The sequence below is a fragment of the Sandarakinorhabdus sp. genome (assembly GCF_051860625.1).
Lineage (GTDB): Bacteria > Pseudomonadota > Alphaproteobacteria > Sphingomonadales > Sphingomonadaceae > Sandarakinorhabdus.
Genome location: NZ_JBHYDQ010000007.1, coordinates 133463 through 159835 on the forward strand (window position 1 = coordinate 133463; position 26373 = coordinate 159835).

General features: G+C 64.2%; 31 protein-coding genes and 1 tRNA gene. 14 read left to right on the top strand and 18 right to left on the bottom strand.

Going from position 1 to position 26373, the window contains the following annotated elements; genetic code table 11:
* Window positions 1–4: 4 nt before the first annotated feature.
* From ACTIEZ_RS08540 to ACTIEZ_RS08550, 3 genes are all read right to left on the bottom strand, one after another.
* Window positions 5–1144, bottom strand: a complete 1140-nt coding sequence (locus ACTIEZ_RS08540) for an efflux RND transporter periplasmic adaptor subunit (protein ID WP_439546242.1) — start codon at window positions 1142–1144, stop codon at window positions 5–7.
* Window positions 1145–1295: 151 nt separating this feature from the next.
* On the bottom strand, window positions 1296–1619 hold the full coding sequence (locus tag ACTIEZ_RS08545) for a hypothetical protein (protein WP_439546243.1): 324 nt from the start codon (window positions 1617–1619) through the stop codon (window positions 1296–1298).
* Entirely contained in the window at window positions 1603–1812 is a 210-nt protein-coding gene (locus tag ACTIEZ_RS08550) for a hypothetical protein (RefSeq protein WP_439546244.1), read from the bottom strand. Before ACTIEZ_RS08550 ends, ACTIEZ_RS08545 begins: the two co-directional genes overlap by 17 nt.
* A 154-nt stretch (window positions 1813–1966) precedes the next feature.
* Between ACTIEZ_RS08550 and ACTIEZ_RS08555 the strand changes: the two genes are divergently transcribed.
* Complete coding sequence (locus tag ACTIEZ_RS08555; RefSeq protein WP_439546245.1) at window positions 1967–2647, top strand: S24 family peptidase; 681 nt, start codon at window positions 1967–1969, stop codon at window positions 2645–2647.
* A gap of 11 nt (window positions 2648–2658) precedes the next feature.
* Here the strand turns inward: ACTIEZ_RS08555 and ACTIEZ_RS08560 are convergent, their stop codons facing one another.
* Together ACTIEZ_RS08560 and ACTIEZ_RS08565 are read right to left on the bottom strand one after the other, a co-directional pair.
* The gene (locus tag ACTIEZ_RS08560; protein ID WP_439546246.1) at window positions 2659–2958 is read right to left on the bottom strand and encodes a CcdB family protein; all 300 of its coding nucleotides are present in this window, start codon (window positions 2956–2958) and stop codon (window positions 2659–2661) included.
* Complete coding sequence (locus ACTIEZ_RS08565) at window positions 2958–3215, bottom strand: type II toxin-antitoxin system CcdA family antitoxin (RefSeq protein ID WP_439546247.1); 258 nt, start codon at window positions 3213–3215, stop codon at window positions 2958–2960. Before ACTIEZ_RS08565 ends, ACTIEZ_RS08560 begins: the two co-directional genes overlap by 1 nt.
* 138 nt (window positions 3216–3353) lie before the next feature.
* Here ACTIEZ_RS08565 and ACTIEZ_RS08570 point away from each other — a divergent pair, with 138 nt between their 5' ends.
* Complete coding sequence (locus ACTIEZ_RS08570) at window positions 3354–3596, top strand: ribbon-helix-helix domain-containing protein (RefSeq protein ID WP_439546248.1); 243 nt, start codon at window positions 3354–3356, stop codon at window positions 3594–3596.
* Window positions 3589–3879 (top strand): type II toxin-antitoxin system RelE/ParE family toxin, encoded by a 291-nt coding sequence (locus ACTIEZ_RS08575; RefSeq protein WP_439546249.1) that lies wholly within the window; start codon window positions 3589–3591, stop codon window positions 3877–3879. Before ACTIEZ_RS08570 ends, ACTIEZ_RS08575 begins: the two co-directional genes overlap by 8 nt.
* An 85-nt stretch (window positions 3880–3964) precedes the next feature.
* Here the strand turns inward: ACTIEZ_RS08575 and ACTIEZ_RS08580 are convergent, their stop codons facing one another.
* The 3 genes from ACTIEZ_RS08580 to ACTIEZ_RS08590 form a co-directional block, all read right to left on the bottom strand.
* On the bottom strand, window positions 3965–5017 hold the full coding sequence (locus ACTIEZ_RS08580) for a ribonucleotide-diphosphate reductase subunit beta (RefSeq protein WP_439546250.1): 1053 nt from the start codon (window positions 5015–5017) through the stop codon (window positions 3965–3967).
* Window positions 5018–5192: 175 nt separating this feature from the next.
* A complete protein-coding gene (locus tag ACTIEZ_RS08585) occupies window positions 5193–7157 on the bottom strand; it encodes a ribonucleoside-diphosphate reductase subunit alpha (RefSeq protein ID WP_439546251.1) in 1965 nt (654 codons plus the stop codon).
* Between the two features lie 82 nt (window positions 7158–7239).
* Window positions 7240–7599 carry a hypothetical protein gene (locus tag ACTIEZ_RS08590; RefSeq protein WP_439546252.1) on the bottom strand — a complete coding sequence of 120 codons (360 nt, stop codon included), beginning with the start codon at window positions 7597–7599 and terminating at the stop codon, window positions 7240–7242.
* 18 nt (window positions 7600–7617) lie between these two features.
* On the opposite strand from ACTIEZ_RS08590, the gene ACTIEZ_RS08595 reads away from it, so the two are divergent.
* Genes ACTIEZ_RS08595 through ACTIEZ_RS08605 form a run of 3 tightly spaced genes read left to right on the top strand, consistent with a single transcriptional unit; the run spans window position 7618 to window position 10349 of the window.
* A complete protein-coding gene (locus ACTIEZ_RS08595) occupies window positions 7618–9138 on the top strand; it encodes a fumarate hydratase (protein WP_439546253.1) in 1521 nt (506 codons plus the stop codon).
* 31 nt (window positions 9139–9169) lie between these two features.
* Window positions 9170–9616: a hypothetical protein gene (locus ACTIEZ_RS08600; protein WP_439546254.1), complete on the top strand. Its 447-nt coding sequence runs from the start codon at window positions 9170–9172 to the stop codon at window positions 9614–9616.
* A 55-nt stretch (window positions 9617–9671) separates the two neighbouring features.
* Window positions 9672–10349, top strand: coding sequence for an HAD family hydrolase (locus ACTIEZ_RS08605; protein ID WP_439546255.1), 678 nt, complete (start codon window positions 9672–9674; stop codon window positions 10347–10349).
* A 252-nt stretch (window positions 10350–10601) separates the two neighbouring features.
* Here ACTIEZ_RS08605 and ACTIEZ_RS08610 read toward each other — a convergent pair whose 3' ends face one another.
* Window positions 10602–11882, bottom strand: coding sequence for a serine hydrolase domain-containing protein (locus ACTIEZ_RS08610; protein WP_439546256.1), 1281 nt, complete (start codon window positions 11880–11882; stop codon window positions 10602–10604).
* A gap of 92 nt (window positions 11883–11974) precedes the next feature.
* On the opposite strand from ACTIEZ_RS08610, the gene ACTIEZ_RS08615 reads away from it, so the two are divergent.
* Together ACTIEZ_RS08615 and ACTIEZ_RS08620 are read left to right on the top strand one after the other, a co-directional pair.
* Complete coding sequence (locus tag ACTIEZ_RS08615) at window positions 11975–12490, top strand: RidA family protein (protein ID WP_439546257.1); 516 nt, start codon at window positions 11975–11977, stop codon at window positions 12488–12490.
* On the top strand, window positions 12487–13077 hold the full coding sequence (locus ACTIEZ_RS08620) for a pyridoxamine 5'-phosphate oxidase family protein (protein ID WP_439546258.1): 591 nt from the start codon (window positions 12487–12489) through the stop codon (window positions 13075–13077). The genes ACTIEZ_RS08615 and ACTIEZ_RS08620 overlap by 4 nt, the downstream gene beginning before the upstream one ends.
* Window positions 13078–13141: 64 nt before the next feature.
* On the opposite strand, the gene ettA is transcribed toward ACTIEZ_RS08620, so the two are convergent.
* Together ettA and ACTIEZ_RS08630 are read right to left on the bottom strand one after the other, a co-directional pair.
* Window positions 13142–14821, bottom strand: a complete 1680-nt coding sequence (ettA, locus tag ACTIEZ_RS08625) for an energy-dependent translational throttle protein EttA (protein ID WP_439546259.1) — start codon at window positions 14819–14821, stop codon at window positions 13142–13144.
* 89 nt (window positions 14822–14910) lie between these two features.
* Complete coding sequence (locus ACTIEZ_RS08630) at window positions 14911–15531, bottom strand: hypothetical protein (RefSeq protein WP_439546260.1); 621 nt, start codon at window positions 15529–15531, stop codon at window positions 14911–14913.
* A gap of 100 nt (window positions 15532–15631) precedes the next feature.
* Here ACTIEZ_RS08630 and ACTIEZ_RS08635 point away from each other — a divergent pair, with 100 nt between their 5' ends.
* Window positions 15632–16993 carry a M20/M25/M40 family metallo-hydrolase gene (locus tag ACTIEZ_RS08635; RefSeq protein ID WP_439546261.1) on the top strand — a complete coding sequence of 454 codons (1362 nt, stop codon included), beginning with the start codon at window positions 15632–15634 and terminating at the stop codon, window positions 16991–16993.
* A gap of 4 nt (window positions 16994–16997) precedes the next feature.
* Here ACTIEZ_RS08635 and ACTIEZ_RS08640 read toward each other — a convergent pair whose 3' ends face one another.
* On the bottom strand, window positions 16998–17129 hold the full coding sequence (locus tag ACTIEZ_RS08640; protein ID WP_439546262.1) for a hypothetical protein: 132 nt from the start codon (window positions 17127–17129) through the stop codon (window positions 16998–17000).
* A 200-nt stretch (window positions 17130–17329) separates the two neighbouring features.
* Here ACTIEZ_RS08640 and ACTIEZ_RS08645 point away from each other — a divergent pair, with 200 nt between their 5' ends.
* From ACTIEZ_RS08645 to ACTIEZ_RS08665, 5 genes are all read left to right on the top strand, one after another.
* The gene (locus ACTIEZ_RS08645) at window positions 17330–19039 is read left to right on the top strand and encodes a hypothetical protein (RefSeq protein WP_439546263.1); all 1710 of its coding nucleotides are present in this window, start codon (window positions 17330–17332) and stop codon (window positions 19037–19039) included.
* Window positions 19039–19344, top strand: coding sequence for a hypothetical protein (locus ACTIEZ_RS08650; protein WP_439546264.1), 306 nt, complete (start codon window positions 19039–19041; stop codon window positions 19342–19344). The genes ACTIEZ_RS08645 and ACTIEZ_RS08650 overlap by 1 nt, the downstream gene beginning before the upstream one ends.
* 130 nt (window positions 19345–19474) lie before the next feature.
* Window positions 19475–19717 (top strand): hypothetical protein, encoded by a 243-nt coding sequence (locus tag ACTIEZ_RS08655; RefSeq protein ID WP_439546265.1) that lies wholly within the window; start codon window positions 19475–19477, stop codon window positions 19715–19717.
* Window positions 19718–19897: 180 nt separating this feature from the next.
* Window positions 19898–20590, top strand: coding sequence for a glutathione S-transferase family protein (locus tag ACTIEZ_RS08660; protein ID WP_439546297.1), 693 nt, complete (start codon window positions 19898–19900; stop codon window positions 20588–20590).
* Window positions 20591–20819: 229 nt separating this feature from the next.
* A complete protein-coding gene (locus ACTIEZ_RS08665; protein WP_439546266.1) occupies window positions 20820–20981 on the top strand; it encodes a hypothetical protein in 162 nt (53 codons plus the stop codon).
* Window positions 20982–21460: 479 nt separating this feature from the next.
* Here the strand turns inward: ACTIEZ_RS08665 and ACTIEZ_RS08670 are convergent, their stop codons facing one another.
* From ACTIEZ_RS08670 to ACTIEZ_RS08695, 6 genes are all read right to left on the bottom strand, one after another.
* A complete protein-coding gene (locus ACTIEZ_RS08670) occupies window positions 21461–21895 on the bottom strand; it encodes a cupin domain-containing protein (RefSeq protein WP_439546267.1) in 435 nt (144 codons plus the stop codon).
* A gap of 4 nt (window positions 21896–21899) precedes the next feature.
* Window positions 21900–23150, bottom strand: a complete 1251-nt coding sequence (gene clpX, locus ACTIEZ_RS08675; RefSeq protein WP_439546268.1) for an ATP-dependent Clp protease ATP-binding subunit ClpX — start codon at window positions 23148–23150, stop codon at window positions 21900–21902.
* 193 nt (window positions 23151–23343) lie between these two features.
* A complete protein-coding gene (clpP, locus tag ACTIEZ_RS08680; RefSeq protein ID WP_439546269.1) occupies window positions 23344–23973 on the bottom strand; it encodes an ATP-dependent Clp endopeptidase proteolytic subunit ClpP in 630 nt (209 codons plus the stop codon).
* A 124-nt stretch (window positions 23974–24097) separates the two neighbouring features.
* Entirely contained in the window at window positions 24098–25750 is a 1653-nt protein-coding gene (tig, locus tag ACTIEZ_RS08685) for a trigger factor (protein ID WP_439546270.1), read from the bottom strand.
* Between the two features lie 56 nt (window positions 25751–25806).
* Window positions 25807–25891: transfer RNA gene (locus ACTIEZ_RS08690), tRNA-Leu, on the bottom strand.
* Between the two features lie 159 nt (window positions 25892–26050).
* The gene (locus ACTIEZ_RS08695; protein WP_439546271.1) at window positions 26051–26371 is read right to left on the bottom strand and encodes a superinfection immunity protein; all 321 of its coding nucleotides are present in this window, start codon (window positions 26369–26371) and stop codon (window positions 26051–26053) included.
* Window positions 26372–26373 lie beyond the last annotated feature (2 nt).

A 26373-nucleotide genomic window follows, 5' to 3' on the forward strand; every position in this document is an offset into this window, starting at 1 on the left:
CCGTTCACTTTGCGGCTACCTGGGCTGCCACCTGAGTCGCCACCTGCGCTGGGGCCCGGCCCGCAATCTGCACCACCTGGCCATCGCGCAGCCGATCGATGCCGGTGGTGATCACCTGTTCCCCGGGTTGCAGGCCGCTGGTGACGATCACGCCCGCCTCGCCCACTTCGCCCAGCGCCACCTGCCGCTGCCGCACCCGGCGCGTCACCGGCTCCAGCACATAGACAAAGCCTTCATCGGCACGCGCCGCAAACACCGCCGTGGCCGGCACCATCAGCGGCGCGCCCACCTCGGCCGGGCCAAGCAGCAATTCCGCCTCGCCTATCTGACCCGAAGCCAGCCGCGGGTTGGCCGGCAGTTTCACTTCGATGCGGAAGGTGCCGGTGCCATCGTCCCCGCGCGCGCCGACTTCACTCACCTGGCCTGCCAGGGCGCCGGGGCCCACGGCAGCGATCCGCACGGTGGCCGGCTGCCCCTGCTTCACCCGCGCCGCATCGCGATCGGCCAGCGGCACCCGCAGCACGAAGCCCTGGCCCATTTCCCCCAGCGTGAGCACCGCCTGGCCGGGCTGGGCGATCTGCCCCGGCTCACCCGGCCGGCTGAGCACCACGCCGGCCGACGGCGCCCGCAGCACGGCCAGCCCGACATCGAAACCGGCGGCGCGCAGCCGCGCCTGTGCCGCCGCCATCGTGGCGCGCGCCTGCTCCACCCGCGGCGCCGTCACCCAGCCTTTCTTGAACAGGTCTTCCAGCCGCGTCAGATCGGATTTCGCGCGCACCACTTCGGCCTGCGCCGAGGCCTGGGCGGCCCCCAGCGAGGTGATATCCAGCCGCGCCAGCACCTGGCCAGCAGCGACGCGGTCGCCTTCGCGCACCAGGATGTCGGCGATGCGGCCGGGCGTGTTGAACGACAGCGGCGTTTCGCGTTTCAGCCGCACCGTGCCAGACACGACCAGCATCGCGCTGCCGCTGACTGGGCGGACAGTGGCCAGCCGCACCGGCAAGGCCGGGCCGGGCTTGGGCGGCGGCGGCGCGTCACTGCTGCACGCGGCAAGCGTGGCTGCCAACAGCAACGCCGCGACCGCAAGCGGGCGCCGGCCCTTCCTTGGCGCAGCAACATCGTGGGCAAAGGCTCGATTGCTCATGGTCTGCGCCTGCGATCCGGTCGGTGGGGCCGGGCAGCACCCCCATGACGCTGCCCGGCTTTTGATTCCGACTCATATCTTGCCCGTTCATCTGAGCGGGCGCAAGATATTTGAGCACTGCTCAGAATTGTCGCAGGTTACAGCTTTGCCATCAATCGTTGATCACCAGTGCGCTCAGGGTCAGGGCCACGCCATCATCATCGGCGGTGCCGGGCTCCACCAGCAATTCGGCCAGCAACTGCCCTGAAATCGTGATGGTCTCGTGCGGCAGTTGCGCCGCGACTGCCACCAGGGCCGCGGCAGCGCCGGGGCCGTCCAGCCGCACATCCAGTTCGTGGCGGGCGCCGGTCAGCGTCAGGCTGGCCCAATCGCGGGCGCGCAGTTCCTCAATCACGACCCGCGCACCGAACGGCAGGGCGATGGCCGCCACCGCGCGCAGGATCGCGGCCTGGGCCTTGTCACAACGCGGTCGCATGGGGTCCCTCCTGTGCGCGGGCCGCATCGCTGGCAATCTGGGCCAGCACACGGGCGCGGGTGCCGGCGCGGGGTTCCCGGCCACGGCGCAGATCGAACACGAATCGCGGATCTCCGGTCGCCAGGCGTCCGAAACGCGAGGGCGGGATGGCGTGGGCACGCAGATGGCGCTCCACGACAGGCAATAGGCTCATGTCGTCAACTCCCTTCGATCTGGGCTGAATTGTCGGCCTATCCCTCGCGATTCGGCTGACAAGACGCTTTATCCAAGTCAAAATCCTACTAGTCTAGGAAAAAAACTATAGCTATAGGGTCCATAACGGGCCAGGAGAGGAGGCCCCAAGGGTCATGGACAGCATCGCCATCAGGCAGAGGCTGGACGCACTCATCACGTCGCGCGGGGAGGATTATGCCTCGCTGTCGCGGCGGCTTGGGCGCAACGCCAGCTATATCCAGCAATTCATCAAGCGTGGCGTGCCGCGCCGCCTGTCCGAATCCGATCGGCGGCTGCTGGCCGAACATTTCGGCATCGCCGAACATCTGCTCGGCGGCCCAGCGGCAGACAGCGGCCGCGCCATGCTGCAACGCCCCGGCCTCGCCCGCGCGCCCGACGATTTCGTGATGGTGCCGCAATATCAGCTTGCCGCCTCGGCCGGCCCAGGCGCCCTGCCCGGCGTTGAGGTCCCCTGTGCCGCCATCGCCTTCCAGGCCGGCTTCATCCGCGATCTGTCGGCGGGCCCAGCCGAAGGCCTGGCGGTGCTCGGCGTCGAAGGCGATTCGATGTTCCCCACCCTGGCCCACGGCGATCAGATATTGGTGGACACCGGCGATCACCTGCGCCTGCGCGACGGCATCTATGTGCTGCGCAGCGACGACGCCCTGCTGGTCAAACGCCTGTCCCTGAACCCCATTGCGCGGCGCATCACGATCCGCTCCGACAACGAAGCCTACCCCAGCTGGCCCGATTGCGACCCGGACAGCATCACCGTGATCGGCCGCGTGGTGTGGGTGGGGCGCAAATTGGGATAGGATTTTGCCTGTCAGTAACCGCTGATCAGCATATCGAGGGCGTTTATGATCGCCGTGTCTTCGTGGGCAAGCGACATGACAGGCGGCCCGCATTCCCGCACCGTGATGGCAGCGGCAAATTGCGTCAGCATCACATAAGGCCGGTCATCTATGGTGAAGACAGGGTTCAGGCGCCTGGCTGGTGCCGGTGCATGTTCCGGCAGCCGGAGCGGCACGACAAGGCGCGTGTTCAGATGATTGAGCAGATCGGACTGGCAATCCAGCAACAAGCCGGCTTCGCTTGCCTCCAGATAAACATCGAAGCGGGACATCAGAACTGACGGAAGCGGGCAAGCGGCAGGCCATGCGCCTCGACATAGGCATTGGACGAATCCAGCGCCGCGCGATTCTCCTCAAGCCATTTCTCGGCCCGAACCCGCGCCAACTGCTCGGCTATGCCACGCTCACAGGCCTGGGAGAGATTGATGCCGTGGGCCCGCGCCTCTTCAACAAGCCCGCGATCGAGCGAGACATTGGTTGGCCGGCGCAGTGGCCGAACATCGGGCGCACCGGAACGATTGGCAACCATGGGCATATCCTTGCGCATCAAACATGCCCAACATAGCGGGCCAGCCAGACTTTGCCAACGAACACATCACCGCCAGCGATGCGGGCCGGGCGGCATGCGAACATTGACTTTTGCCACCCGCAGGGTGAGATTCCGGCCATGGACGAACCGCCAACCCGCCTCGCCGAACCAGCCCGCGAATGGATCGCGAGCCAAGTCGCCAGCGGGGCCTGGCCGAATGAAACCGCCTATCTGAACGATCTGGTGGCCCGCGATCGCGACGAGGCGGAGCGGCTGGCCTTCGTCCGTACCGCCATTGCCGAAGCCCGCGCCAGCGGCCCCAGCAAGCGCACGCTGGACGATATCATTGCCGAGGGGCGCCAGCGGCACGCTGGTGGCTGACGTCACGCTCAGCACAGCGGCGGCGCGCGATCTCGATGCAATTTTCGATTACGGCGCCGACCATTGGGGCACCGAACAAGCTGCAACCTATGTCGCCAGCTTTGCCGATTGTTTCGCCTTGCTCGCCGACTTTCCCTTGATCGGCACGGCGCGCCCTGATGTCGAACCAAGCCTGCGCTCGACACCCCATGGCAGCCACATCGTCTATTTCAGCAGCGACGCGAGGCAGGTGGTGATCGAACGCATCCTACACAGCCGCCAAGTGCCGCGCATCCATATGTGAGATGAGGGGCCAGCCTCTCCCGCTAACGGGAGAGGCGCACGGCTAACTTAGAATGGGAGTTTGCACGCTTGATGGCTACGTGCCCTTACTCCGCGGCCATCCCCAGCAGCCCGCCCTGCCGGTCATCCACATTGGCGGCCGGGGTTTCGCTCATGGTCTTGGCGGCCTTGCGGCTGTCGAAGGCGTTCCACACTTCGTTCCAGTCGCCCTTGGTGGCGGCCTTGCTATATTCGGTCGAGCGCGCTTCGAAGAAATTGGCGTGTTCGACACCGTTTAGCAGCGGCGTCAGCCAGGGCAGCGGATGTTCCTCGATCATGTAGATCGGCTGCAGGCCGAGCTGCGTCAGGCGCCAATCGGCGATGTAGCGGACGTAGCGCTTGATATCCTTGGGCGTCATGCCGGAAACCGGGCCCTGTTCGAAGGCCAGATCGATGAAGGCATCTTCCAGGCGCACGGTGCGCTGGCAGACATCGGCGATATCATCCCGGATGCGGCTGGTGAGCACGCCGGTTTCCGCGCAGAACGCGTGGAACAGCTTGATGATGCCTTCGCAGTGCAGCGATTCATCGCGCACCGACCAGGACACGATCTGGCCCATGCCCTTCATCTTGTTGAAGCGCGGGAAGTTCATCAGCATCGCGAACGACGCAAACAACTGCAGGCCCTCGGTGAAGCCGCCGAACATCGCCAGCGTCTTGGCAATATCCTCGTTGTTCGACACACCAAACGTGCCCATATAATCATGCTTGTCACGCATTTCCTTGTAATTCAGGAAGGCGCTATATTCGCTTTCAGGCATGCCGATCGTATCGAGCAGGTGGCTGTAGGCCGCGATGTGGATCGTTTCCATGTTGGAGAATGACGTCAGCATCATCTTGACTTCGGTCGGCTTGAACACGCTGCCATATTTGTCGTGATAGCAATCCTGCACCTCGACATCGGCCTGGGTGAAGAAGCGGAAGATCTGGGTGAGCAGGTTGCGTTCGTGATCGGTCAACTTCTGCGCCCAATCGCGGCAATCCTCGCCCAGCGGCACTTCTTCCGGCATCCAGTGAATCTGCTGCTGGCGCTTCCAGAAATCATAGGCCCAAGGGTACTCGAACGGCTTGTAGCTTTTGGAGGCTTTGAGGAGAGACATGTTTAAAGTCCTGATCTGAAAATAAAATTCTAGGCTGCAGTTGGGAGGGGGGCAGTTGGGAGGGGGCCATGGCCATGAGTCGTGGAAGTCATGGCCACGGCCCCCTCACCCTCCGGCCGGTCAGCATCCCGGCCGGTGCATTGCCCTGCGGGATGGCAGGGCAAGCCCGTTCGCATCACTGGCACGCCAGACACTCATCATAATCGCGCCGCTCCACGGTGATCACCGGGGGCGCCGCCGTGTTGTCCGCCTCCACGCCGCCGGCAAAGCCGGCGCGCTGCACGCTCATCGAGCGCAGATAATAAAGCGATTTGATGCCCAGTTCCCAGGCGCGATAGTGGAGCATCAGCAGATCCCACTTTTCGACATCGGCAGGGATGAACAGATTGAGCGACTGCGCCTGATCGATGAACGGCGTGCGATCGGCGGCCAGTTCGAGCAGCCAGCGCTGATCGATCTCGAACGCGGTGCGATAGGTCGCCTTTTCATCGGGGGTCAGAAACTCCAGATGCTGCACCGAACCACCGCGTTCCAGGATGGAGTTCCACACCGCATCGCTGTTCTTCGCCTTGGCGATCAGCAGTTTCTCCAGATAGATGTTCTTGACGACGAACGAGCCCGACAGCGTCTTGTGGGTATAGACATTGGCCGGGATCGGCTCGACGCAGGCCGAGGTGCCGCCGCAGATGATGCTGATGCTGGCGGTCGGCGCGATCGCCATCTTGCTGGAAAACCGCTCCATCACACCCATGTCGGCCGCATCCGGGCACGGGCCGCGTTCGGCCGCCAGGTTCATCGACGCCTGATCGACCTGCGCGCGGATATGCTTGAAGATCTTCATGTTCCAGCTTTTGGCCGGCGCACTTTCGAACGGCAGCCCGCGCGCCTGGAAGAAGCTGTGCAGACCCATCACGCCCAGGCCCACCGAACGTTCGCGCATGGCGGCATAGGCGGCGCGGTGCATGGCCGGTTCAGCCCGATCGATATAATCCTGCAGCACGTTATCGAGGAACCGCATGCAATCCTCGATGAACAGCGGGTCGCCCTGCCATTCATCCCAGGTCTCGATGTTGAGCGAGGACAGGCAGCACACCGCGGTGCGATCCTTGCCGTGATGATCGGGCCCGGTCGGCAACGTGATTTCGGAGCAGAGGTTGGAGGTGGACACCTTCAGCCCCAGGTCGCGCTGATGCTTGGGCATCGTGCGGTTCACTTCATCGATGAAGATGATGTACGGCTCGCCAGTCGCCAGCCTTGTTTCGACCAGCTTGGTGAACAGCGCGCGCGCATCGACCTCAGCGCGCTTCTCGCCGGTCTTGGGGCTGACCAGATCGAAACTGGTGCCGTCGCGCACTGCCGCCATGAACGCATCGGTGAGCAACACGCCGTGATGGAGATTGAGCGCCTTGCGGTTGAAATCGCCCGAGGGTTTGCGGATTTCGAGAAACTCCTCGATCTCCGGATGGCTGATGTCGAGATAGACCGCCGCCGAACCCCGCCGCAGCGAGCCTTGCGAAATGGCCAGCGTCAGGCTGTCCATCACCCGCACGAACGGGATGATGCCACTGGTCTTGCCGTTCAGGCCCACCGGCTCCCCGATGCCGCGCACATTGCCCCAATAGGTGCCGATGCCGCCGCCGCGCGAGGCGAGCCAGACATTCTCGTTCCAGGTGCCGACAATGCCTTCCAGGCTGTCGGACACGCTGTTCAGATAGCAGCTGATCGGCAGGCCGCGGCCAGTGCCGCCATTCGACAACACGGGCGTTGCCGGCATGAACCACAGCCGGCTGATATAGTCGTACAGGCGCTGGGCATGCGGCGCATCGTCGGCATAGGCCGCGGCCACGCGAGCAAACAGATCCTGATAGGATTCGCCGGGCAGCAGATAGCGATCATCCAGCGTGTCCCGCCCGAAATCGGTAAGCAGCGCGTCGCGCGTCCGATCCACCTTCACCGGGAAGCGCCACGGCATCACTTCGCTGGTGCCCGGCCGGGTCGGCGTTTCCTTGGCGGCCGGCGCCTCCTTGGCGGCCGCCAGCGCCCCCTGCGCGAGCGTCGCGAACAAGGTTTCGGCCAGCTCTTCGGGCCGTTCGGCAGTGGTCAGGTCGGCGCTGCTGTCAGTCATTCTGAATTCGCTCATCCGTTCGTTGTCCTCGATCATAGAATGAGAACAAACCGGGGTCACGCGCCAATCTTGCCGCAGCAGCACATGCTCCCGATAATCACGGCTGGCCGACCCGGCCAACCATGTGTCCCCTGCCCGAAGCCACCAGAACTTGTGTCTGGCTGGCTTCGATACGCAACAGATAGTGCCACAGCCTTGCCAACGCGCAAGCCAAAAGTTTTCCAAAGATCGCTTGACGCCGGCATCCGGCGCACGCCGAACCGGTTGAACTGCCAGCGATTCCTCCACAGGCCAGAAACAGGCGACGCGGCTTCAACAGCTTGGCCGGATTTTCTGCCGCCGCGCCGAAGAACCACCAGCGACCGGGCCAGCAAGCGGACTTGCCGCCGATATGGACGCGGCCCTTGCGGCTGCCTATTCTGCCACGCGAACCGCCGTCGCCCGTACGGCACAGCATCAACCAGGGACCAATGCCATGACCGTGATCCGCGAAGCCGACGTCATCGAGTCCGTCGCCGATGCCTTGCAATATATCAGCTACTTCCACCCGATGGACTATATCCACGCGCTGGGCCGCGCCTATGAACTGGAGGAGTCGCCCGCCGCGCGCGATGCCATCGCCCAGATCCTGACCAACAGCCGCATGTGCGCCGAAGGCCATCGCCCGATCTGCCAGGATACCGGCATCGTGGTGGTGTTCGTGAAAGTTGGCATGAACATCCGCTGGGAAGCCACGAAAAGCCTTGAGGAAATGATCAACGAAGGCGTGCGCCGCGCCTATCTCCACCCGGAAAACAAGCTGCGTGCCTCCATCGTTGCCGACCCGGCCTTCACCCGGGTGAACACCCGCGACAACACGCCGGCCGTCGTCCACGTGGAACTGGTGCCTGGCGACACGCTGGACATCATCGTCTCGGCCAAGGGCGGCGGCAGCGAGAACAAGGCCAAGTTCGCCATGCTGAACCCCAGCGACAGCATCCGCGACTGGGTGGTGAACACCGTCCCGTTGATGGGCGCTGGCTGGTGCCCGCCCGGCATGCTGGGCATCGGCATCGGCGGCTCGGCGGAAAAGGCGATGCTGCTCGCCAAGAAATCGCTGATGGACCCGATCGACATGGCCGAGCTGAAAGCCCGTGGGCCCCGTTCGCCGATCGAGGAATTGCGCATCGAATTGCACGATGCCGTGAACGATCTCGGCATCGGCGCGCAAGGGCTGGGCGGGCTGTCGACGGTGCTGGATGTGAAGATCCTCGACACGCCGACCCATGCGGCATCAAAACCCATCGCGATGATCCCCAATTGCGCCGCCACCCGCCACGCCCATTTCGTGCTGACCGGCAATGGCCCGGCATACCTCAAGCAGCCCGATCTCGCCGATTGGCCGCAGGTCAACTGGACGCCCGACAAGGCGGCCAAGCCGGTCAATCTCGACACGCTGACCCCGGCTGAGGTCGCAAGCTGGCAGCCCGGCGACCGCTTGCTGCTGAATGGCAAGATGCTCACCGGCCGCGACGCAGCGCACAAACGGATGACCGACATGCTGGGCCGCGGCGAGCCGCTGCCGGTCGATTTCACCAATCGCGTGATCTATTATGTCGGCCCGGTCGATCCGGTGGCGGGCGAAGTCGTCGGCCCGGCCGGCCCGACCACGGCGACCCGCATGGACAAGTTCACCGAAGCCATGCTGGCGCAAACTGGCCTGATCGCGATGATCGGAAAAGCTGAAAGAGGTCCTGCCGGCATCGAAGCGATCAAGCGCCACAAGGCTGCCTATCTGATGGCGGTGGGCGGGGCCGCCTATCTGGTGTCAAAGGCCATCAAGGGGGCCAATGTCGTGGCCTTTGAGGATCTGGGGATGGAAGCCATTTATGAGTTCGAGGTCAAGGATATGCCGGTGACTGTTGCCGTGGACTCTGAAGGCAGCAGCGTCCACCAGACCGGCCCGGCCGACTGGCGCGCCCGCATCGCGGCAGCCCGGGCTGCACAGCCGGCGTGAGCGGACCTGGCTGACACGGGAGACGGTGATCATGATCGGCTTTGGATGGGCATTGGCGGCTCTTGTTGCGCCTGCGTCAGCGCAGCCGGCCGCGCCACCAACGCTGCATTCTTCTGCCGTGCTGCTGATCCGCCTCGCGGTGGCAGAGTCACGCTGTACGGGTTCGAACAAGAAGATAGTTGCCCGCTATCGCCAGATGGTGCTGCGCGATTATGCCGATGGTTTGCGAGGCGTCGGCCAGGAAATGACAGCGCAATATCGCGCGACCCATGATGAGAATTGGCGCCTCGCCCTTGATACCGATATGGCCGCGATGCGCACCAGCTTCGAACATGACGCTGATCAGAAAGGTTTCTGTAAACAGGCCGCCATGCGGGCGCGACATGGGGCTGGCGGCTTTGACACCGGCTCTGGCCATTTCCGCGACGCGGCCACTATGGAAAACGATATCGTCCGGCTGTCAGATCGCATCCGCTGATTCCAGGCGCAGCGCCGGGCTTGCGTCGCGCTCTGCCTGCCCGCATGGGGCGGCCATGCTCACCACCCGCCCCGCCGCGATCCTGTTCGACATGGACGGCCTGTTGCTTGATACGGAACGGCTGATCCGCGACGTGATGATGGCGGTGATGGCCGACATGGGCTTTGCGATGACACAGGGCGACTATGCCGCTCTGATCGGCCGCACCGAAGCCGACAGTGGCGTGTGGATGCGGGCACGCTTTGCCGGGCTGGATTATGATGCGGTGCGCGCCGCGGTCGGGGAACGGATTGCGGCGCAATGGGGGCTTCGCCGGCCCGTGAAACCCGGTGCGCACCAGCTTCTGGCGCAAATGCGGGCTGCCGGAACGCCCTGCGCGCTGGTCACCTCCACGGCGCGGTCGCAGGCGCGCAGCCATCTCGATCATGCCGGCCTGCTCGATCATTTCGTCACCATCGTCGGCGGCGATGATGTCGCCAATGGCAAGCCGCACCCAGAGCCTTATCGGGCTGCCGCGACGCGGCTGAACCTTGATCCGCAAGCCTGCCTGGCGCTGGAAGACAGCCACAATGGCGTGATCGCCGCCCATGCTGCCGGCGTGCCGGTGATCATGGTGCCCGATCTGCTGCCGGCCACGCCCGAGATGCGGGCGCGGGTGCTGGCGGTGGCGCCTGATCTGGCGACGGTGGCGGCCTGGCTGAAGCCCATTCACACCGCCGCAAGCATGATATGATGATGCAGATTGGTTGGGTGGGGCAATGGCGAGGCGCGCCGGACTGAACATTGCGGCCCTATTATGCCAAGATTGTTCTATAACAGAAACTTGCAGCCATATAGTGAAAGTTCATCGCAGCTTTCTCGATGATGCCTATGCGGCCGGGCAAGGCCGGTATCGCTCCCTGCATGGCAATGCCAGCGTGGATCGCCATTCCCGCGCGATGACCATATTGGAGCCGGGCGCCGTGCAGATCGTGAACAGCGCCAATCAGAGCGCTGCCACGATCGCATCGAAGGCCGGGACCGTTACCGCCATGTTGCCGCGGTTGGTCGCCACCGGATGGCTGCCCAGCCGGGCGATCACCACGCCGGCCGCGCGGTCGATGTAAATTGCCTGGCCATGGATGCCGAGCGCCATCGTCTGGCCGCCGGCGCGGTGCCACCATTGGCTGCCATAATTGCCATCCAGATTGCCGGGATATTGCGTCGCCGCGAACGCCGCTGGATCGCCGCCGGCAAAGATGCGTTCCACCGCGGCCTGCGGCACGATGGTCTTGAAGCCATTGCCATTTGGCCACACGCCGCCCAGCCGCATCATCTCGCCAAAACGGGCGATGTCACGCAAACTGGCCATCAAGCCGCCGCCGCCAAAGGCCGTGCCCAGGCGATCGACGCCGATGGCGGCATCCTGCTCCATGCCCAGCTGCGACCAGTAGCGGGTGTGGATCTGCGCGGCCAGGCCCTGCCCGGTCACCCGTTCGATGATCCATTGCAAGGCGTTGGTGTTGGGAGTGCGATACACGAAATCGCCGCCGTGCGCTGCGTTGGCGCCCAGGCTGGCGGTGAAATCATGATGACCATCCGGCCCGTCATAGTCCACCGGCCGCGGGCCCCAGGCACCGGCTATGCTCATGCGCTGAATGTCGGTCAGGCCGGTCTGGCCGGCGACATAATCCTCGCTGAACGCCAGCCCGGTGCGCATGTCGAGGATCTGGCGGATCGTCGCGTCGCCTAAACCCGATCCTTGCAGTTCAGGTACATAGAGCACCGCCTTCTCATCGGGACTTAATCTGCCCTCGTCGATCAGGGTTTCGGTCAGGGTGCCGACAAAGCTCTTGGTCACCGAAAACAAGATATGCTGCGTGCTCGGCCTGGTGACGCCGAACCAGCGTTCATACACCACCACCCCGTCCTTCATCACCAGGATCGCATCGGTGTAGGTCGCGGCCAGGCTGTCGCGCCAGGTCATCGCCGTGCCGTCCAGTGTCGTCAGCGGCACGGCATCCAGATCATCGCGCAGTGCCTGCGGCAAGGGGGTCAGCGTGTCCCCGCGCGCGATGTTCGCCGTCGGCACCAGTTCGCGCATCTGCGACCAGCCCCAGCGCAACTGCGGGAAACGCCACATCGAGCCATCGTCCCAGCGCACCTGGCTTTCGGCCGGCACCGGATGGCCCTGCATCCAGCCCATGGCCAAAGGGTCGGTTTCGGCAGCGCTTTCGCGGCCATCATGGGCATGGCCCGCCACGTGAACGGATGGTGCAATCGTCATGGCAATTCGCGCGGGCGCAGCGCCCCGCCCTCCCCTTGGTGTGTTGTTGCGGGGATGCTAGGCCGGGATATCGACCGCAGCAAGGAGCCGCCATGCGCATCCCCCTCATCCTTCTGGCCGTGCTGGCCGCGACCCCGGCCGCCGCCGACACGCCGGAACAAAGGCCCGAGGCAAGATTGGCAGCCGCCGGGCTGACCCTGCCGCCGGCCAACGCGCCCATCGGCCTGTATGTGCCGGCGGCGCGGGTGGGCAAGCTGATGTTCCTGGCCGGCCACACCGAATGCCCGATAAAGGCCACCGGCAAGCTGGGCGCCACCATGGATGTCGCCGCTGGCAAGGCCAACGCCGCCAGCGTCGCGCTGTGCATGCTGGCCACGTTGAAGGCCGAGCTGGGCGAACTGAGCCGCGTCAAGCGCGTGGTGCGGGTGATGGGGCTGGTGAACGCCACGCCCGATTTCACCGATCACCCGGCGGTGATGAACGGCTTTTCCGAAGTGATGGTGACGGCCTTTGGCGAGGCCGGCAAGGCACCGCGCACGGCTGCGGGTGCCGGCAGCCTGCCGCGCGGTATCCCGGTGGAGGTGGAAGCCATCGTGGAACTGAAATGAGCGAAGACCTGCCCACCATATTGGCCGATGCCTGGCGCCTGCTGGTGCGCGGCGGAGCGGACCGCCGCAGCCCGCTGCACACACCGGCCGTGGCCAGTGTCGACGCCGATGGCCTGCCACAAGCCCGCGTGATGGTGCTGCGCAAGGCCGATGCCGCCACCGCCACGCTGCGCTTCCATACCGACGCGCGCAGCCCCAAGGTCGCCGAACTCGATGGCCGGCCGGTGAGCGTGCTGGCCTATCACGCCGGAGAGAATATCCAGTTGCGCATCGCCGGCACTGCCCGCATCGGCCGTGACGATGCAGAGGTGGACGGCATCTGGAACCAGTCAACCACCTTCGCCCGCCGCTGCTATATGGCTGAACAAGCCCCGGGCACCCCGCTGCCCGGCCCGGCATCGGGCCTGCCGGAATGGATCGAAGGCCAGCAGCCCACCATCGACCAGATCGCCCCGGCGCGGCCGAATTTCGCCGTGCTGTGGGTGCAGGTGACGGCGATCGATTGGCTGCACCTGGCCAACAGCGGCCATCGGCGCGCGGTGTTTCGGCGCGCGGATGGCTGGAGGGGGATGTGGGTGGCGCCGTGAGTGCGTTGGCTCCGATGCGCGGGCGATGAGCCCCGGCGTTCGCCGGGGTGACAGCAAAGTTGGTTCAGCGCGTCAATTTCTTGTACGTCAGCGCGTGCGGCCGGTCTGCGGCATCGCCCAGGCGACGGCGCTTGTCTTCCTCATAGGCTTGGAAATTGCCTTCGAACCATTCGACATGGCTGTCGCCTTCAAATGCAAGAATATGCGTCGCCAGGCGATCCAGGAAGAAGCGATCGTGGCTGATCACCACCGCGCAGCCGGCAAAGCTTTCCAGCGCTTCTTCCAGCGCACGCAGCGTTTCGACATCCAGATCGTTGGTCGGTTCATCGAGCAGCAGCACATTGCCGCCCTTCACCAGCATCTTGGCCATGTGCACGCGGTTGCGTTCCCCGCCTGACAACAGGCCGACCTTCTTCTGCTGGTCCGGCCCCTTGAAGTTGAACGCGCCCACGTACGCGCGGGTCAGCACTTCGTTCTTGCCGAAATAGAATTTGTCGTTGCCGCCGGAAATCTCTTCCCAGACATTCTTGTCGCCGGCCAGCGCGTCGCGGCTCTGGTCGACATAGGCCATTTTCACCGTCTCACCGACGACGATGTCGCCGCTGTCGGGGGTTTCCTGTCCGGTAATCATGCGGAACAGCGTCGTCTTGCCGGCGCCGTTGGGGCCGATGATGCCGACAATGCCGCCGGGCGGCAGGCTGAAAGACAGATTTTCGAACAGCAGTTTATCGCCATAGCTCTTGGTGAGATTGGTCGCCTCGATCACCTTGTTGCCCAGGCGTTCCGGAATCTGGATGAGGATCTGCGCCTCGCCGAGGCGGCGGTTGGCCTGCTTTTCCACCAGTTCATCGAACGCCTTGATGCGCGCCTTGCTCTTGGTCTGGCGGGCCTTCGGGCTGGCGCGGATCCACTCCAGCTCCTGCTTGATGGCCTTCTCGCGGCTGGCGTCTTCGCGGTCTTCCTGGCTCAGCCGCTTCTGCTTGGCTTCCAGCCAATCCGAATAATTGCCTTCGAACGGGATGGCGCGGCCGCGATCCAGTTCGAGTACCCATTTCACCACATTATCGAGGAAGTAACGATCGTGGGTGACCAGGATCACCATGCCCTTATATTCTTTCAGATGGTTTTCCAGCCACGACACGCTTTCGGCATCGAGGTGGTTGGTCGGCTCATCGAGCAGCAGGATTTCCGGCTTTTCCAGCAGCAGCTTGCACAGCGCCACGCGGCGCTTTTCGCCGCCGGAAAGTTTCTCCACGCCGCCATCACCTGGCGGGCAGCGCAGCGCGTCCATGGCAATTTCGAGCTGGTTGTCGAGCGTCCAGCCATCCACCGCGTCGATCTTTTCCTGCAACGTGCCCATTTCCTCGAGCAGCTTGTCGAAATCGGTGTCGTCGGTCGGCTCGGCCATCTCGGCGCTGATCGCGTTGAAGCGATCCACCAGGTCCGCCACCGGCCGCACGCCGTCCATAACATTGCCCTTCACCGTCTTGGTCGGGTCAAGATGTGGTTCTTGCGGCAGATAGCCGACGCGCACGCCTTCGGCGGCCCAGGCCTCGCCCTGATAGTCCTTGTCGATGCCGGCGATGACTTTCATCAGCGTCGATTTGCCGGCGCCGTTCGGCCCGATGATGGCGATCTTGGCGCCCGGCAGGAAGGACAGGGTGATGTCCTTGAAACAGGGCTTGTTGGCGCCGGGATAGGTCTTGGACAGACCCTTCATCACGAACGCATATTGATAGGCCACGGTGCAGGCTCCGGTCGCAAAATGGTGGGAAAATCGATCGGGCTGCCTTTAGCCGATGGCGTGCGCCCGCGCAAACACCCGCGCGTTGGCTATCGTGATGCCAGCGGGTCCGGGCAGTGTGTGATCACCGGGATGCGCAGGTCGGCGGTCGCTCCGTCGGCCACCCGCAGGTCCAGCTTGATCTCATCCGGCGCATCGAACGCCACGCCGATCCGCACCAGCCGGCAGTGATGCGCAAAACAATCGCTGGCGGATGGCCGCTCGGCGTCGGGCAGGCCAGCGGTATCTTCATCCAGGCTGGCCACCGTCACCCCGGGCGCGGCATTGGTCACCGCTACCTCGGCCAGGCCCACATTCACCCCTTCCAACCGCACCACCGCACTGATCGGGCCGCCGGGGCAGGTGCGGGTGGGGCGCCACTGCGGCGGCACCGCGGCCACCGGCCCCAGAGGCAGGCTGGCCCGGCAGGCAGCGCGCGGATTGCCGGCCACGGCGCGCACGCCAGGCTTGGTGCAGGCCGGTACCCGCGCCGACACATCGAGCTGCCACCCCGGCGGGCAGATCAGGCTGCGATCCGGGCGCGGTTTGGGCGGCGCTGTCTCGGTCGGTGCGGCGGCCGCAATCGATCCCGCCTCCGGCAAATGACCGCAAAGGCTGGGCGCGGCGAAGGCGGGGGACGCAAACAGCAAAAGAACAACCAGACGGAACATCGCACCACCCTGCCCGCCGCTCCGGCCGCCGGCAAGCACAACGGGACTTGTGCGGCAGCCCTCGGCAATGCGACACGCCAGGCACAGGGGAGATCACGCCATGACCATGAAGACATTCATCGCCGCCACCATCTTGCTGGCCGCGCCCGCGTTGGCCCAACCAGCCGACCGCATGGCCACCGCCGCCAAGCTGCGCGACACGGCCCTGGCCAGCAATCCGGCCTGGCCGTTGCTGGTTGACCTGACCGACAGTGTCGGGCCGCGCATGGCCGGCACCGAAGCCGAAGCGCGCGGGCGGGTCTGGGCCAAGGCGGCGATGCAGAAATTGGGCCTGGTCAATATCCGCGAGGAAGCTTTCCCGATCACCCTGTGGCAGCGCGGCACCGAAAGCGCGCGGGTGATCGGCACCAACCACCCACTCGTGATCACCGCGCTCGGCAACAGCGGCGCGACGCCGGCCGCCGGCATCACCGCGCCCGTCGCCTGTTTCGACACGCTGGGCGCGCTGCGCGCCGCACCGGACACGGCGGTGAAGGGCCGCATCGTCTTCATCGATCACCGGATGACCGTGACGCAGGATGGCAGCAGCTATGGCGTCAATGGCGGGGTGCGCCGTTCCGGCCCGGCCATCGCCGCGCAGAAAGGCGCCGCCGCCGTGATGATCCGCAGCCTGGGCACCGATTTCCACCGCAACCCGCACACCGGCGGCACCGTGTTTCCGGCCGGCACCACGCCAATCGCGGCAGTTGCCCTGGCCCTGCCCGATGCCGAACTGATCGGCCGCCTTTGCAAGCGCGGACCCGTTGAAGTGAATCTTGTCTCCACCCCCACTAGCCAGCCCGGCCAATCCGCCAATGTCTCCGGCGAAATCCCCGGCAGCGTGCCGGGTGAAATCGTCGTGATGGGCGGGCACCTCGACAGCTGGGATATCGGCCAGGGCGTGTTCGACGATGGCGCCGGTGTGGCCATCACCTTGGCTGCCGCTGCCACGATCAAGGCCAGCGGCCAGCCGCCGCGCCGCACCATCCGCGTTGTGCTGTGGGGTTCGGAGGAAATCGGCCTGGTCGGCGCCCGCGCCTATGCCGAGGCGCACAAGACAGAGAATATCGTGCTGGCTGGCGAAAGCGATTTCGGCGCCGATCGCGTGTGGCGGGTGGAATCGCGCGTCGCCGCGGCCGGCCTGCCGTTGATGGCCGAAATCGCCGCCGTGCTGGCCCCGCTGGGGGTGCAGCCGCAACCGGGCAACGCCAGTGGCGGTGGGCCGGATGTGGGGCCATTGGCGGCGCTGGGGGCTGGCGTGCTCGAACTCGGGCAGGATGGCACCCGCTATTTCGATCTGCACCACACGCCCGACGACACGCTCGACAAGGTGGACCGCGCCCAGCTCGATCAGAATGTGGCGGCGTGGACGGCGGCGATCTGGCTGGCGGCCAGTGATGATCGCCCGCTCAGGACGAAATAACCAGTCAATCGTCGCGGCGAAGCGGTCTGGAGGTGCGTTCGGTGCGAACGCGCTCTGCCAACATGCCAATCAACCCGCCCAACAACAACGAGAACACCACCAGCGTGCCATCTGCGGCAAGCAATTGTTGCAACATCCTTAAGCACCTCAACGATACTATACGTCCGCTCCATAAGCTATTGCACCCTATTCGCGAAGGGGGCGTGTATTTCATTAACTGACTTTGCGGATCGGTCACCATTGCTGCGAAAGCCCTTCACTTTGGTTTCCGCAGCCCATGGTTGAAGCGGCCTGCCCGCTGTGCTTTATGTTGCTGATTGCATTGGGGAGAGTGACATGCGGGGCAAATTTCAACTGACAGCGATGGCGGCATTGCTGGCCAGTTCGGCACAGGCGACCGATTTTCGCATCACCATGCCAGCCGCCGGCGTCGATGCCAGCACCGATGGCCGCGTGATCCTGGTGATCACCCCCGATGCCAGTTCGGAACCGCGCTTCCAGGTCAAGATGGGCGCCGATGCGCCGCAGGTGCTGGGCATCGACGTAAATGGCATCAAACCCGGCGGTACCGCAACGATCGGCGGCGACGTGCTCGGCTACCCGGCTGAATCGCTCGGCCAGGTGCCGGCCGGCGACTATATGGTGCAGGCGGTGCTGCACAAATATCAGACGTTCAAGCTCAGCACCGGCCACACCGTCAAGCTGCCGGCGGCACGCGGCGCCGGGCAGAATTGGCGGCTGGAACCGGGCAACATCATTTCGGAACCGATGAAAGTCCGTTTCGATCCGGCGTCTAAGGACATTGTCACCATCCCGCTGACCAAGGTGCTGCCGCCGATCGAAGAGCCGAAGGACGACGCGTTCATCCGCCATTTCAAGATCAAGTCCGAACGCCTGTCGAAATTCTGGGGCACGGATGTGTTCATCCGCGGCCACATCCTGGTGCCACTCGATTTCGACAAGCATCCCGAAGCCCGGTACCCGCTGGTGATCAACCACGGCCATTTCCCGGCGACATTCGGCGGTTTCCGCACCACGCCGCCCGATCCGAACGCCAAATGCGTGCCCGCCGCGCGCTTCTCCGAACCCTGCTACAATCGCATCGAGGAACAGGAGGCCTATGATTTCTACAAGAAATGGACCTCGCCGGATTTCCCGCGGATGCTGATCGTCGAGATCGACCACAGCAATCCCTATTATGACGACAGCTATGCCGTGAATTCCGCCAATATCGGCCCCTATGGCGATGCGATCATGAAGGAATTCGTGCCGGCCCTGGAAAAACAGTTCCGCGGGCTCGGCGAAGGCTGGGCGCGTTTCACCTACGGCGGCTCCACTGGCGGCTGGGAGGCACTGGCGGTGCAGATGTTCTACCCCGATGATTTCAACGGCGCCTTTGCCGCCTGCCCCGATCCCATTGATTTCCGCCAGTTTACCACGATCAATATGTATGAAGACAAGAACGCCTTTTTCAAGGAAGGCCCGTTCGGCAAGGTGCCGCGCCCGGCGCATCGCAATTATCTGGGCCATGTCGATTACACGATGGAACAGGAACAGCGCCTCGAACTGGTGCTGGGCAACAAGACCCGCTCCGGCGCGCAATGGGACATCTGGGAAGCCGTCTATTCGCCGCAAGGGCCGGACGGCTATCCGCAGCGCATCTTCGACAAGCGCACTGGCGTGATCGACCCCAAGGTCGCCGCCTATTGGCGCGAGAATTTCGATCTGGTCCACATCTTGCAGCGCGACTGGAAGACGCTGGGCCCCAAGGTGAAGGACAAGATCAACCTCTACGTCGGTGACATGGACAATTATTATCTGAACAACGCTGTCTATCTGGCCGAAGATTTCCTGCGCACCGCCGAACCCAAGTTCACCGGCGAAATCACCTATGGCGACCGCGCCGAACATTGCTGGAACGGTGATCCCACCCAGCCCAACAAGATCAGCCGCCTGCGCTATCACACCATGTATGTCGACAAGATGCTGAAGCGCATCGAAGCCAGCGCGCCGGCCGGCGCCGACACGAAAAGCTGGCGCTACTGATGCCACGCGCGGGTTCGCGATCGCCGGGCAGGACACCAAATGTCGAACTGCCCCTGCCCGGCCTGTTCGCGCTGCAAGCGCGTGTGTTCATCTTCATCCTGGTGGCGCCCCTCGCCCTGTGGCTGATGCCCTGGCCCGGCCCCTTGCGCGTCCTCGCCGTCGTGCTGCCGCCGCTGTTCCTGCTGGTCGGTCTCGCCGTGCTGTTCAGCCTGCGCTGCCCCGCCTGCACCAAGGTGCTGATGCAAAAGGGCCTCTCCATCCTCCCCCGCCGCAAATGCCCGCACTGCCGGGACGTGGTGGCCTGACAATCCTCCCAACGCGCCGCGGGGGGCGGCAGTTTTGACAGGATTGACGATTCCGGCGGGAATCCGGCTTGTTTTCATTGGCTGTTTCAACTTCCCGCATCCGCGCCGCACCAGACCGGCGAACAACAGCATGATGACAGGCTTTGCCCCTGTAGGACAGGCCGGCACCCGCCTGGCGCGGCGGGACCGCAGGCAAAATGGTCATGCCTGGAAACGCATCGGCGGCTGCGGGGACGATGATCCGGCGAAGAAGACGTTCAAACGCGCAGTGCTGCCCGGCGGCTATGCGCCCTGCTTCCGGCCATTCGCGCCGGAGCGCGGCGATCCCGAAAGCGGACGTTCGAACCAGAGCAAACTGGCTACTTTGGCCTAGCACTAGTTTGGCAGAAGCGCATTTTAGGATTCCCAGGAGTCGCTTCTGCCAAACTAGTGCTAGGGGTCAGCTTCCGCCGCCCTTTTCATTGACCGCAATAAATCGCACAGCTGCTTGCATCGGGGCGATTTCCGCCCGCGCCGCAGAACGGAGCCCGATGTGATGAGATTCTTTTACAATATGGCACCTAACCCGATGAAAGTGGCGCTTTTTCTGGAGGAAGCAGACCTCGAGTACGAAGCGATCCCGATCGACACCAAGCTTGGCGATCAGCACACGCCGACCTTCCGGGCGATAAATCCCAACGGCAAGGTCCCGGCACTTATCGACGGCGACGCCGTACTCTTCGACAGCAACGCCATCCTTCTCTACCTTGCGGAAAAAACCGGCAAGTTCCTGCCCAGGCCGGACGCCGGGTCGGCTGCGCGCGCCGAGCTGCTGTCTTGGCTGATGTTTGTGGCGACGGGCGTCGGCCCCTATTCCGGGCAATGCGTGCATTTCCGCCTGTTCGCGCCAGAGCGGCTGGCCTACCCGATCAAGCGCTATGATTTCGAAGCACGGCGCCACTGGCAGATTGTAGACGATCGGCTGGCGGGGACCGGCTACATGGTCGGCGGCACCTATTCGATTGTCGACATGGCGGTCTGGGGATGGGCGCCACGGATTCCCTTCATGCTCGGCAACGAAGCGGCAATGGCCGCGTATCCGCACATCGCCCGGCTGATGGCGGAGATCGACGCCCGGCCGGCGGCCGCGCGGGCGCGAGCGATCGAGACCCGGCATCCCTTCAAGGGCGAGTTCGACGAAGCCGCGATGCGCAATCTCTACCCGCAGATCTTCGCGCCGGATCCCACCACGGCACGAGCGCGCTAGGCAGTCGCGGCGTGCTGTCAGTCCAATGCGCCCGGGTAGAGATGACAACCACGGTCTCGCAATTGCCCGGCCTGCGACGGCGGAGACTCCTGAGTGGACGCCCAGATGCACGCAGCCGCTTCCCGAAAGCGGCCGCTTGTTCAGCAAGGCGGAGGCTGCCTTCGGGGTTCTCGATAGGCGGCTGAACAGCCGCAGCGAAGTCGCGGCGCACTGTAGCGTATAGCCGCGGATGATCGGCGAGACGACGAACCCGGCTTTCATCGCTGTCGCGGCCGCATGGATCGGGCGAGGATTGCCGGTTGCGGTGCGGCTGCCCTCCACCGTCATATTGCCGGTGATCGTCATGAACTTGACCATCGGCGGGATGCCCGCCGCCTGCGCACCATTGTGAGCACATGCGTCAATGGGTCGAAGCTGATCTCGCAAACCTCTCCTTGCTTGGTTAAATGAAGCCAGCCGAACCACGAAAGTCTGCTTTCCAACGACTGGTGCTTGAACCGGACATTCAGCAAACCGCCCAATTCTCGCCATCGAACCCTCCCTGCACCATTGGTCGCTTCCCGGCAGCGCGCGGAGAGGCGTTCATGTCCACATTTGGGGCGCAATCTGCCATCCCCCTGTTCTCGTCACCCGGACGTAATGCTTGCTTTCCGCATCCCGCCGCCGGTCGCATGGTGGGCGTACGCAGGACGCGGGACCCCGGCTTTGGCTGGGGTGACGCTGGGCGATTATCGGGCGCGGCAAGGGCGGGAATGAGGCGCAGACAGACCATTGCACGGCTGACGACCAACCTGCCCAATGGCACGCGCGTAAACAAAAGTGGGTGCAGGGGCTCAGCCCCTGCCCGCCGGAGGCCCGCTTTTCTTGAAACTACACCCCCGGCGCCCAGCGCGGCGGGGCCAGCGTGAAGCCGACGAAATCGAAGCCTGGCGCCACGATGCAGCTGACCAGCGCCCAACCGTCGCGGGCTTCGGCGGCTTGCCAGTGGCCGGTGGGGATGGTGGCCTGGGGGGATTGGCCGGCGAGTATGTCGCCGCCGAGGATTGTCCACAGCGGCGGGGTGTCGTCGCTGACGGCGCTGCCCAGCCAAAGTGGCGCGCCGGCGTGCCAGCACCAGATTTCGGTGGCGTCGACCTTGTGCCAGTGGGAACGCTGGCCGGATTCCAGCAGGAAGTGGATGGCGGTGACCAGCGCGCGCCCATCGCTGCCGGGCACCGGGGGCACGCGCAGGGTTTCGCGATACCAGCCGCCTTCGGGGTGAGGCGACAAGCCCAGCGCCGCGATCAGGCGCCGGGCGTCGTCCATCGGCTCAGGCAGCTTTATCAGTCACCATCAGGCGCACCGGCTGTTTCGAACCACTGACCACGTCCTTGTCCACCTGCACTTCTTCCACGCCTTCCAGGCCGGGCAGATCGAACATGGTATCGAGCAAGATGCCTTCCATGATCGAGCGCAGGCCGCGTGCGCCGGTCTTGCGTTCGATGGCACGCTTGGCGATGGCCGACAGGGCGTCGCCGCTGAACGTCAGCTTCACGCCTTCCATTTCGAACAGGCGGGCATATTGCTTGACCAGCGCGTTCTTCGGTTCGGTGAGGATCTTGATCAGCGCCGGTTCGTCCAGATCTTCCAGGGTGGCGATCACTGGCAGGCGGCCAATGAATTCCGGGATCAGGCCGAATCGCAACAGATCTTCGGGTTCGCACTTGCGCAGCAGCTCGCCGATGCGGCGTTCATCGGGCGCGGCGACATGCGCGCCAAAGCCGATGGAGCGGCCCTGCATGCGATCGCCGATAATTCGATCGAGGCCGCTGAACGCGCCGCCGCAGATGAACAGGATGTTGGTGGTATCCACCTGCAGGAATTCCTGCTGCGGATGCTTGCGGCCGCCCTGTGGGGGCACCGACGCCGTGGTGCCTTCCATGATCTTCAGCAGGGCCTGCTGCACGCCTTCGCCCGACACGTCGCGGGTGATCGACGGATTGTCGGACTTGCGGCTGATCTTGTCGATTTCGTCGATATAGACGATGCCGCGCTGGGCGCGTTCGACATTGTAATCGCTGGCCTGCAGCAATTTCAGGATGATGTTTTCCACATCCTCCCCCACATAACCGGCTTCGGTCAGGGTGGTGGCGTCGGCCATGGTGAACGGCACATCCAGGATGCGCGCCAGGGTTTGCGCCAGCAGCGTCTTGCCGCAGCCAGTGGGGCCGACGAGCAGGATATTGGACTTGGCCAGTTCCACTTCGGCACCCTTGCCGCCGTGGTTCAGGCGCTTGTAGTGATTGTGGACCGCGACCGAGAGCACGCGCTTGGCGTGGAACTGGCCGATCACATAATCATCGAGCACCTTGCAGATTTCGCGCGGGGTCGGCACGTCGCCGGATTTCTTGACCAGCGCCGTCTTGGTTTCCTCGCGGATGATGTCGTTGCACAGCTCCACGCATTCATCGCAGATGAACACGGTCGGCCCGGCGATCAGCTTCCTGACCTCGTGCTGGCTCTTGCCGCAGAAGCTGCAGTAGAGCGTGCCTTTGCTGTCGCTGCCGCCCAGCTTGGTCATGGTCGTCCTTCCCTATGCCGGTCGGCCCCACCGGCGGATTAAAGCCAGCGCTGCCACTGGCATGACAGTTTAACGGCAATTCGGCTCCCGCCGCAAGGCCAGCTACGTGCCAGCTTGCCTCAGGCGGCGGTTGTTAACCGTAATTTGCCGCAACAAACGCACCGGTCACCAGCATGGTCATCGGCGCGGTCACTCAGGCGGCCAATGATTCGCCTTCGGTGGGCAACGGGCGCTTTTCCGTCACTTCATCGATCAGGCCGAACGCCATCGCTTCCTCGGCGCTCATGAACTTGTCACGTTCCATGGCCTTCTCGATGGTTTCCAGGTCCTTGCCGGTGTGCTTCACGTACAGATCGTTCATGATGCCGCGGATGCGCAGAATCTCGCGCGCCTGGATTTCGATATCGGTGGCCTGGCCCTGCGCGCCGCCCGACGGCTGGTGCACCATGATGCGGCTGTTCTTCAACGCCTTGCGCATGCCCGGTTCGCCGGCGGCGAGCAGGAAGCTGCCCATCGACGCGGCCTGGCCGACGCACACCGTCGCCACCTTGGGCCGGATATATTGCATCGTGTCGTAGATCGCCATGCCGGACGTGATCACCCCGCCCGGCGAGTTGATGTACATGAAGATGTCCTTCTTCGGATTTTCCGATTCCAGGAACAGCAACTGCGCCACGATCAGCGAGGCCATGTTGTCTTCGATCTGGCCGTTCACGAACACGATGCGATCGCGCAGCAGGCGCGAGAAGATATCGAACGACCGTTCACCGCGGTTCGAGCTTTCGATGACGATGGGAACCAGGCCGGCGGATGGATTGATCATGAGTGTCTCCTTGGAACCCTAGTTCGGACGTTTGTGGCACAAGTTCAAGGGGGCAGGTTGCGGCCAAAAACAGCAGGGCCCCGCGCGGCGGTGCCGGCGGGGCCCTGCGGTGCTGACAATTACGTCAGGCGGACTTCTTGGCGGCCTTTTTCGGCTTGGCTGGTGCAGGCTCGGCCGCGGCATCTTCGCCAGCGGCAACCGGCTCGGCAGCGGCTTCGGCCTTCTTGGTGCGCTTGGCCGGGGCCTTCTTCACCGGCTCGGCAGCGGCGTCTTCGACCACTGGCTCGGCGCCGGCTTCGGCAGCAGCCGGTTCAGCAGCCTTGGCCTTCTTGGCGGCGGCTTTCTTGGGCTTGGCAGGTGCGTGATCATGATCATGGTCGTGATCGTGATCGCAATCCGGGCCGTGCACATGCCCGGCATGGCCATGGGCTGCGCCGGTCGGCGATTCATCTTCGCTTTCGATCGCGGCTTCCAGCTCGGTGCGGGTCACGGTGCGTTCGGTGATCTCGGCCTTGCCGATCAGGAAATCGACGACCTTGTCTTCATACAGCGGCGCGCGCAGCTGCATGGCGGCCATGGCGTTTTCCTGGAAGAATTTCACCACCTTCTGCTGTTCGGCCGGGGCATAGCGCGCGGCTTCCTGGCCGATCAGGCGATTCATTTCGGCCTGGCTGACGGTGATGCCGTTGCGCTGGCCGATTTCCGACAGCAGCAGCCCCAGGCGCACACGGCGCACGGCGATGCGGCGATAATCCTCACGCTCGGTCTCGATCTGCGCGCGCGAGCCCTCCGGATCGGCGTCCTTGGCAGCTTCGGCTTCCAGCGTTTCCCAGATCTGCTGGAATTCGGCATCGACCATCGATTCCGGCACATCGAAATCATGGCGCGCCGCCAGCGTGTCGAGCAGCTTGCGCTTCATGTGGGTGCGCGACAGGCCGCCCAGTTCGGTATCGAGTTGATCCTTCAGGATTTCCTTCAGCGCATCCAGGCTGTCGAGGCCGAAGCCCTTGGCGAATTCATCGTCCAGCGCGGTTTCGGTCGGCACTTCGACGCCGGTGACGGTCACGGCGAATTCGGCGTCCTTGCCGGCCAGATTGGCGGCACCATAATCGGCCGGGAAGGTCACCTTGATGGTGCGCGCATCGCCCACGACGGCACCGACCAACTGGTCTTCGAAGCCGGGGATCAACTGGCCGGAACCAATCGTGACCCGCATGCCTTCGCCCTTGCCGCCATCGAACGGCACGCCGGCCACGCTGCCTTCGAAATCGATCACCACCGTGTCACCGCTGGCGGCGGCATGGCCTTCGGCGGCCGGCTCGCTGCGCTGCGACGATTCGGCCAGGCGACCGAGCGCTGCGTCCATGGCGACATCGTCGGCCGGGACCACCAGCTTTTCCAGCGCCAGTTCGTCGATCTTCACATCCTCGATCGTCGGCAGCACTTCCATGCTGACCGTGAAGCGGGCATCGCCATCATCGGCCAGCTCGCCATCGACATCGACCTGCGGCTGGGTGGCGGGGCGCAGGCCATGATCGGCGAGCACCTGATTGACGCCATCGTTCAGCGCCGCCTGCAGCGCTTCGCCGCGCAGGGCAGCGCCATGCATTTTCTTGACGAGGTTCGGCGGCACCTTGCCCGGGCGGAACCCCGGCATCTTGATGGTCTTGGACACTTCGGCAAGGCGGGCATCCACCTTGGCGGCAATCGTATCGGCGGGGATCACCAGCGAATAAGCGCGGCGCAGGCCCTGGTTGGTGATTTCGGCAATTTGCATCGAAAAACCCGTCTGTTTGGTGGTCAGAATCTGGTCCGCGCGCCGGCGACGGCCACTGGTGCGGGCGAAGGGACTCGAACCCCCACGTCTTTCGACACCAGAACCTAAATCTGGCGCGTCTACCAATTCCGCCACGCCCGCACCCGGGGCTGGAAGCGGACGCGTATAGCAGTGTGACCGGGCAGCGCAAGGCAACAAAGCCCCGCAAAAGGCTGGCCGCATTTGTCGCGACGTGCCCGCAACGAAAACGGCCGGCGAACCCGTGGGGGCCGCCAGCCGTTTTCAGGCGCTGTGGTGAAATCAGATCAGATCGAGCGACATCGCCGTGCCGGCAAAGCCAGCGAGCACCAGCACCACCACCGACGCCACCAGCCGCTTGCGCTTCTGCGGGGTGCCGACAAAACGCTGGATCAGCGGGTGATCATTGCTGCCGGTCGCTGCCCAAGCCATCAACGCGATCCACAGCGCGAACGAAAACAGCGACACGATGTTGAGCACGGCCAGCAGATGCTTGTCGGGATGGCCGTTCACATAAGCCACCGCCGCGGGCAGGAAGTTGAAAACACAGAGGAAAACAAATCCGCTGACGATGAGCCAGACTGCTGTTGCATTTGCCACCATCA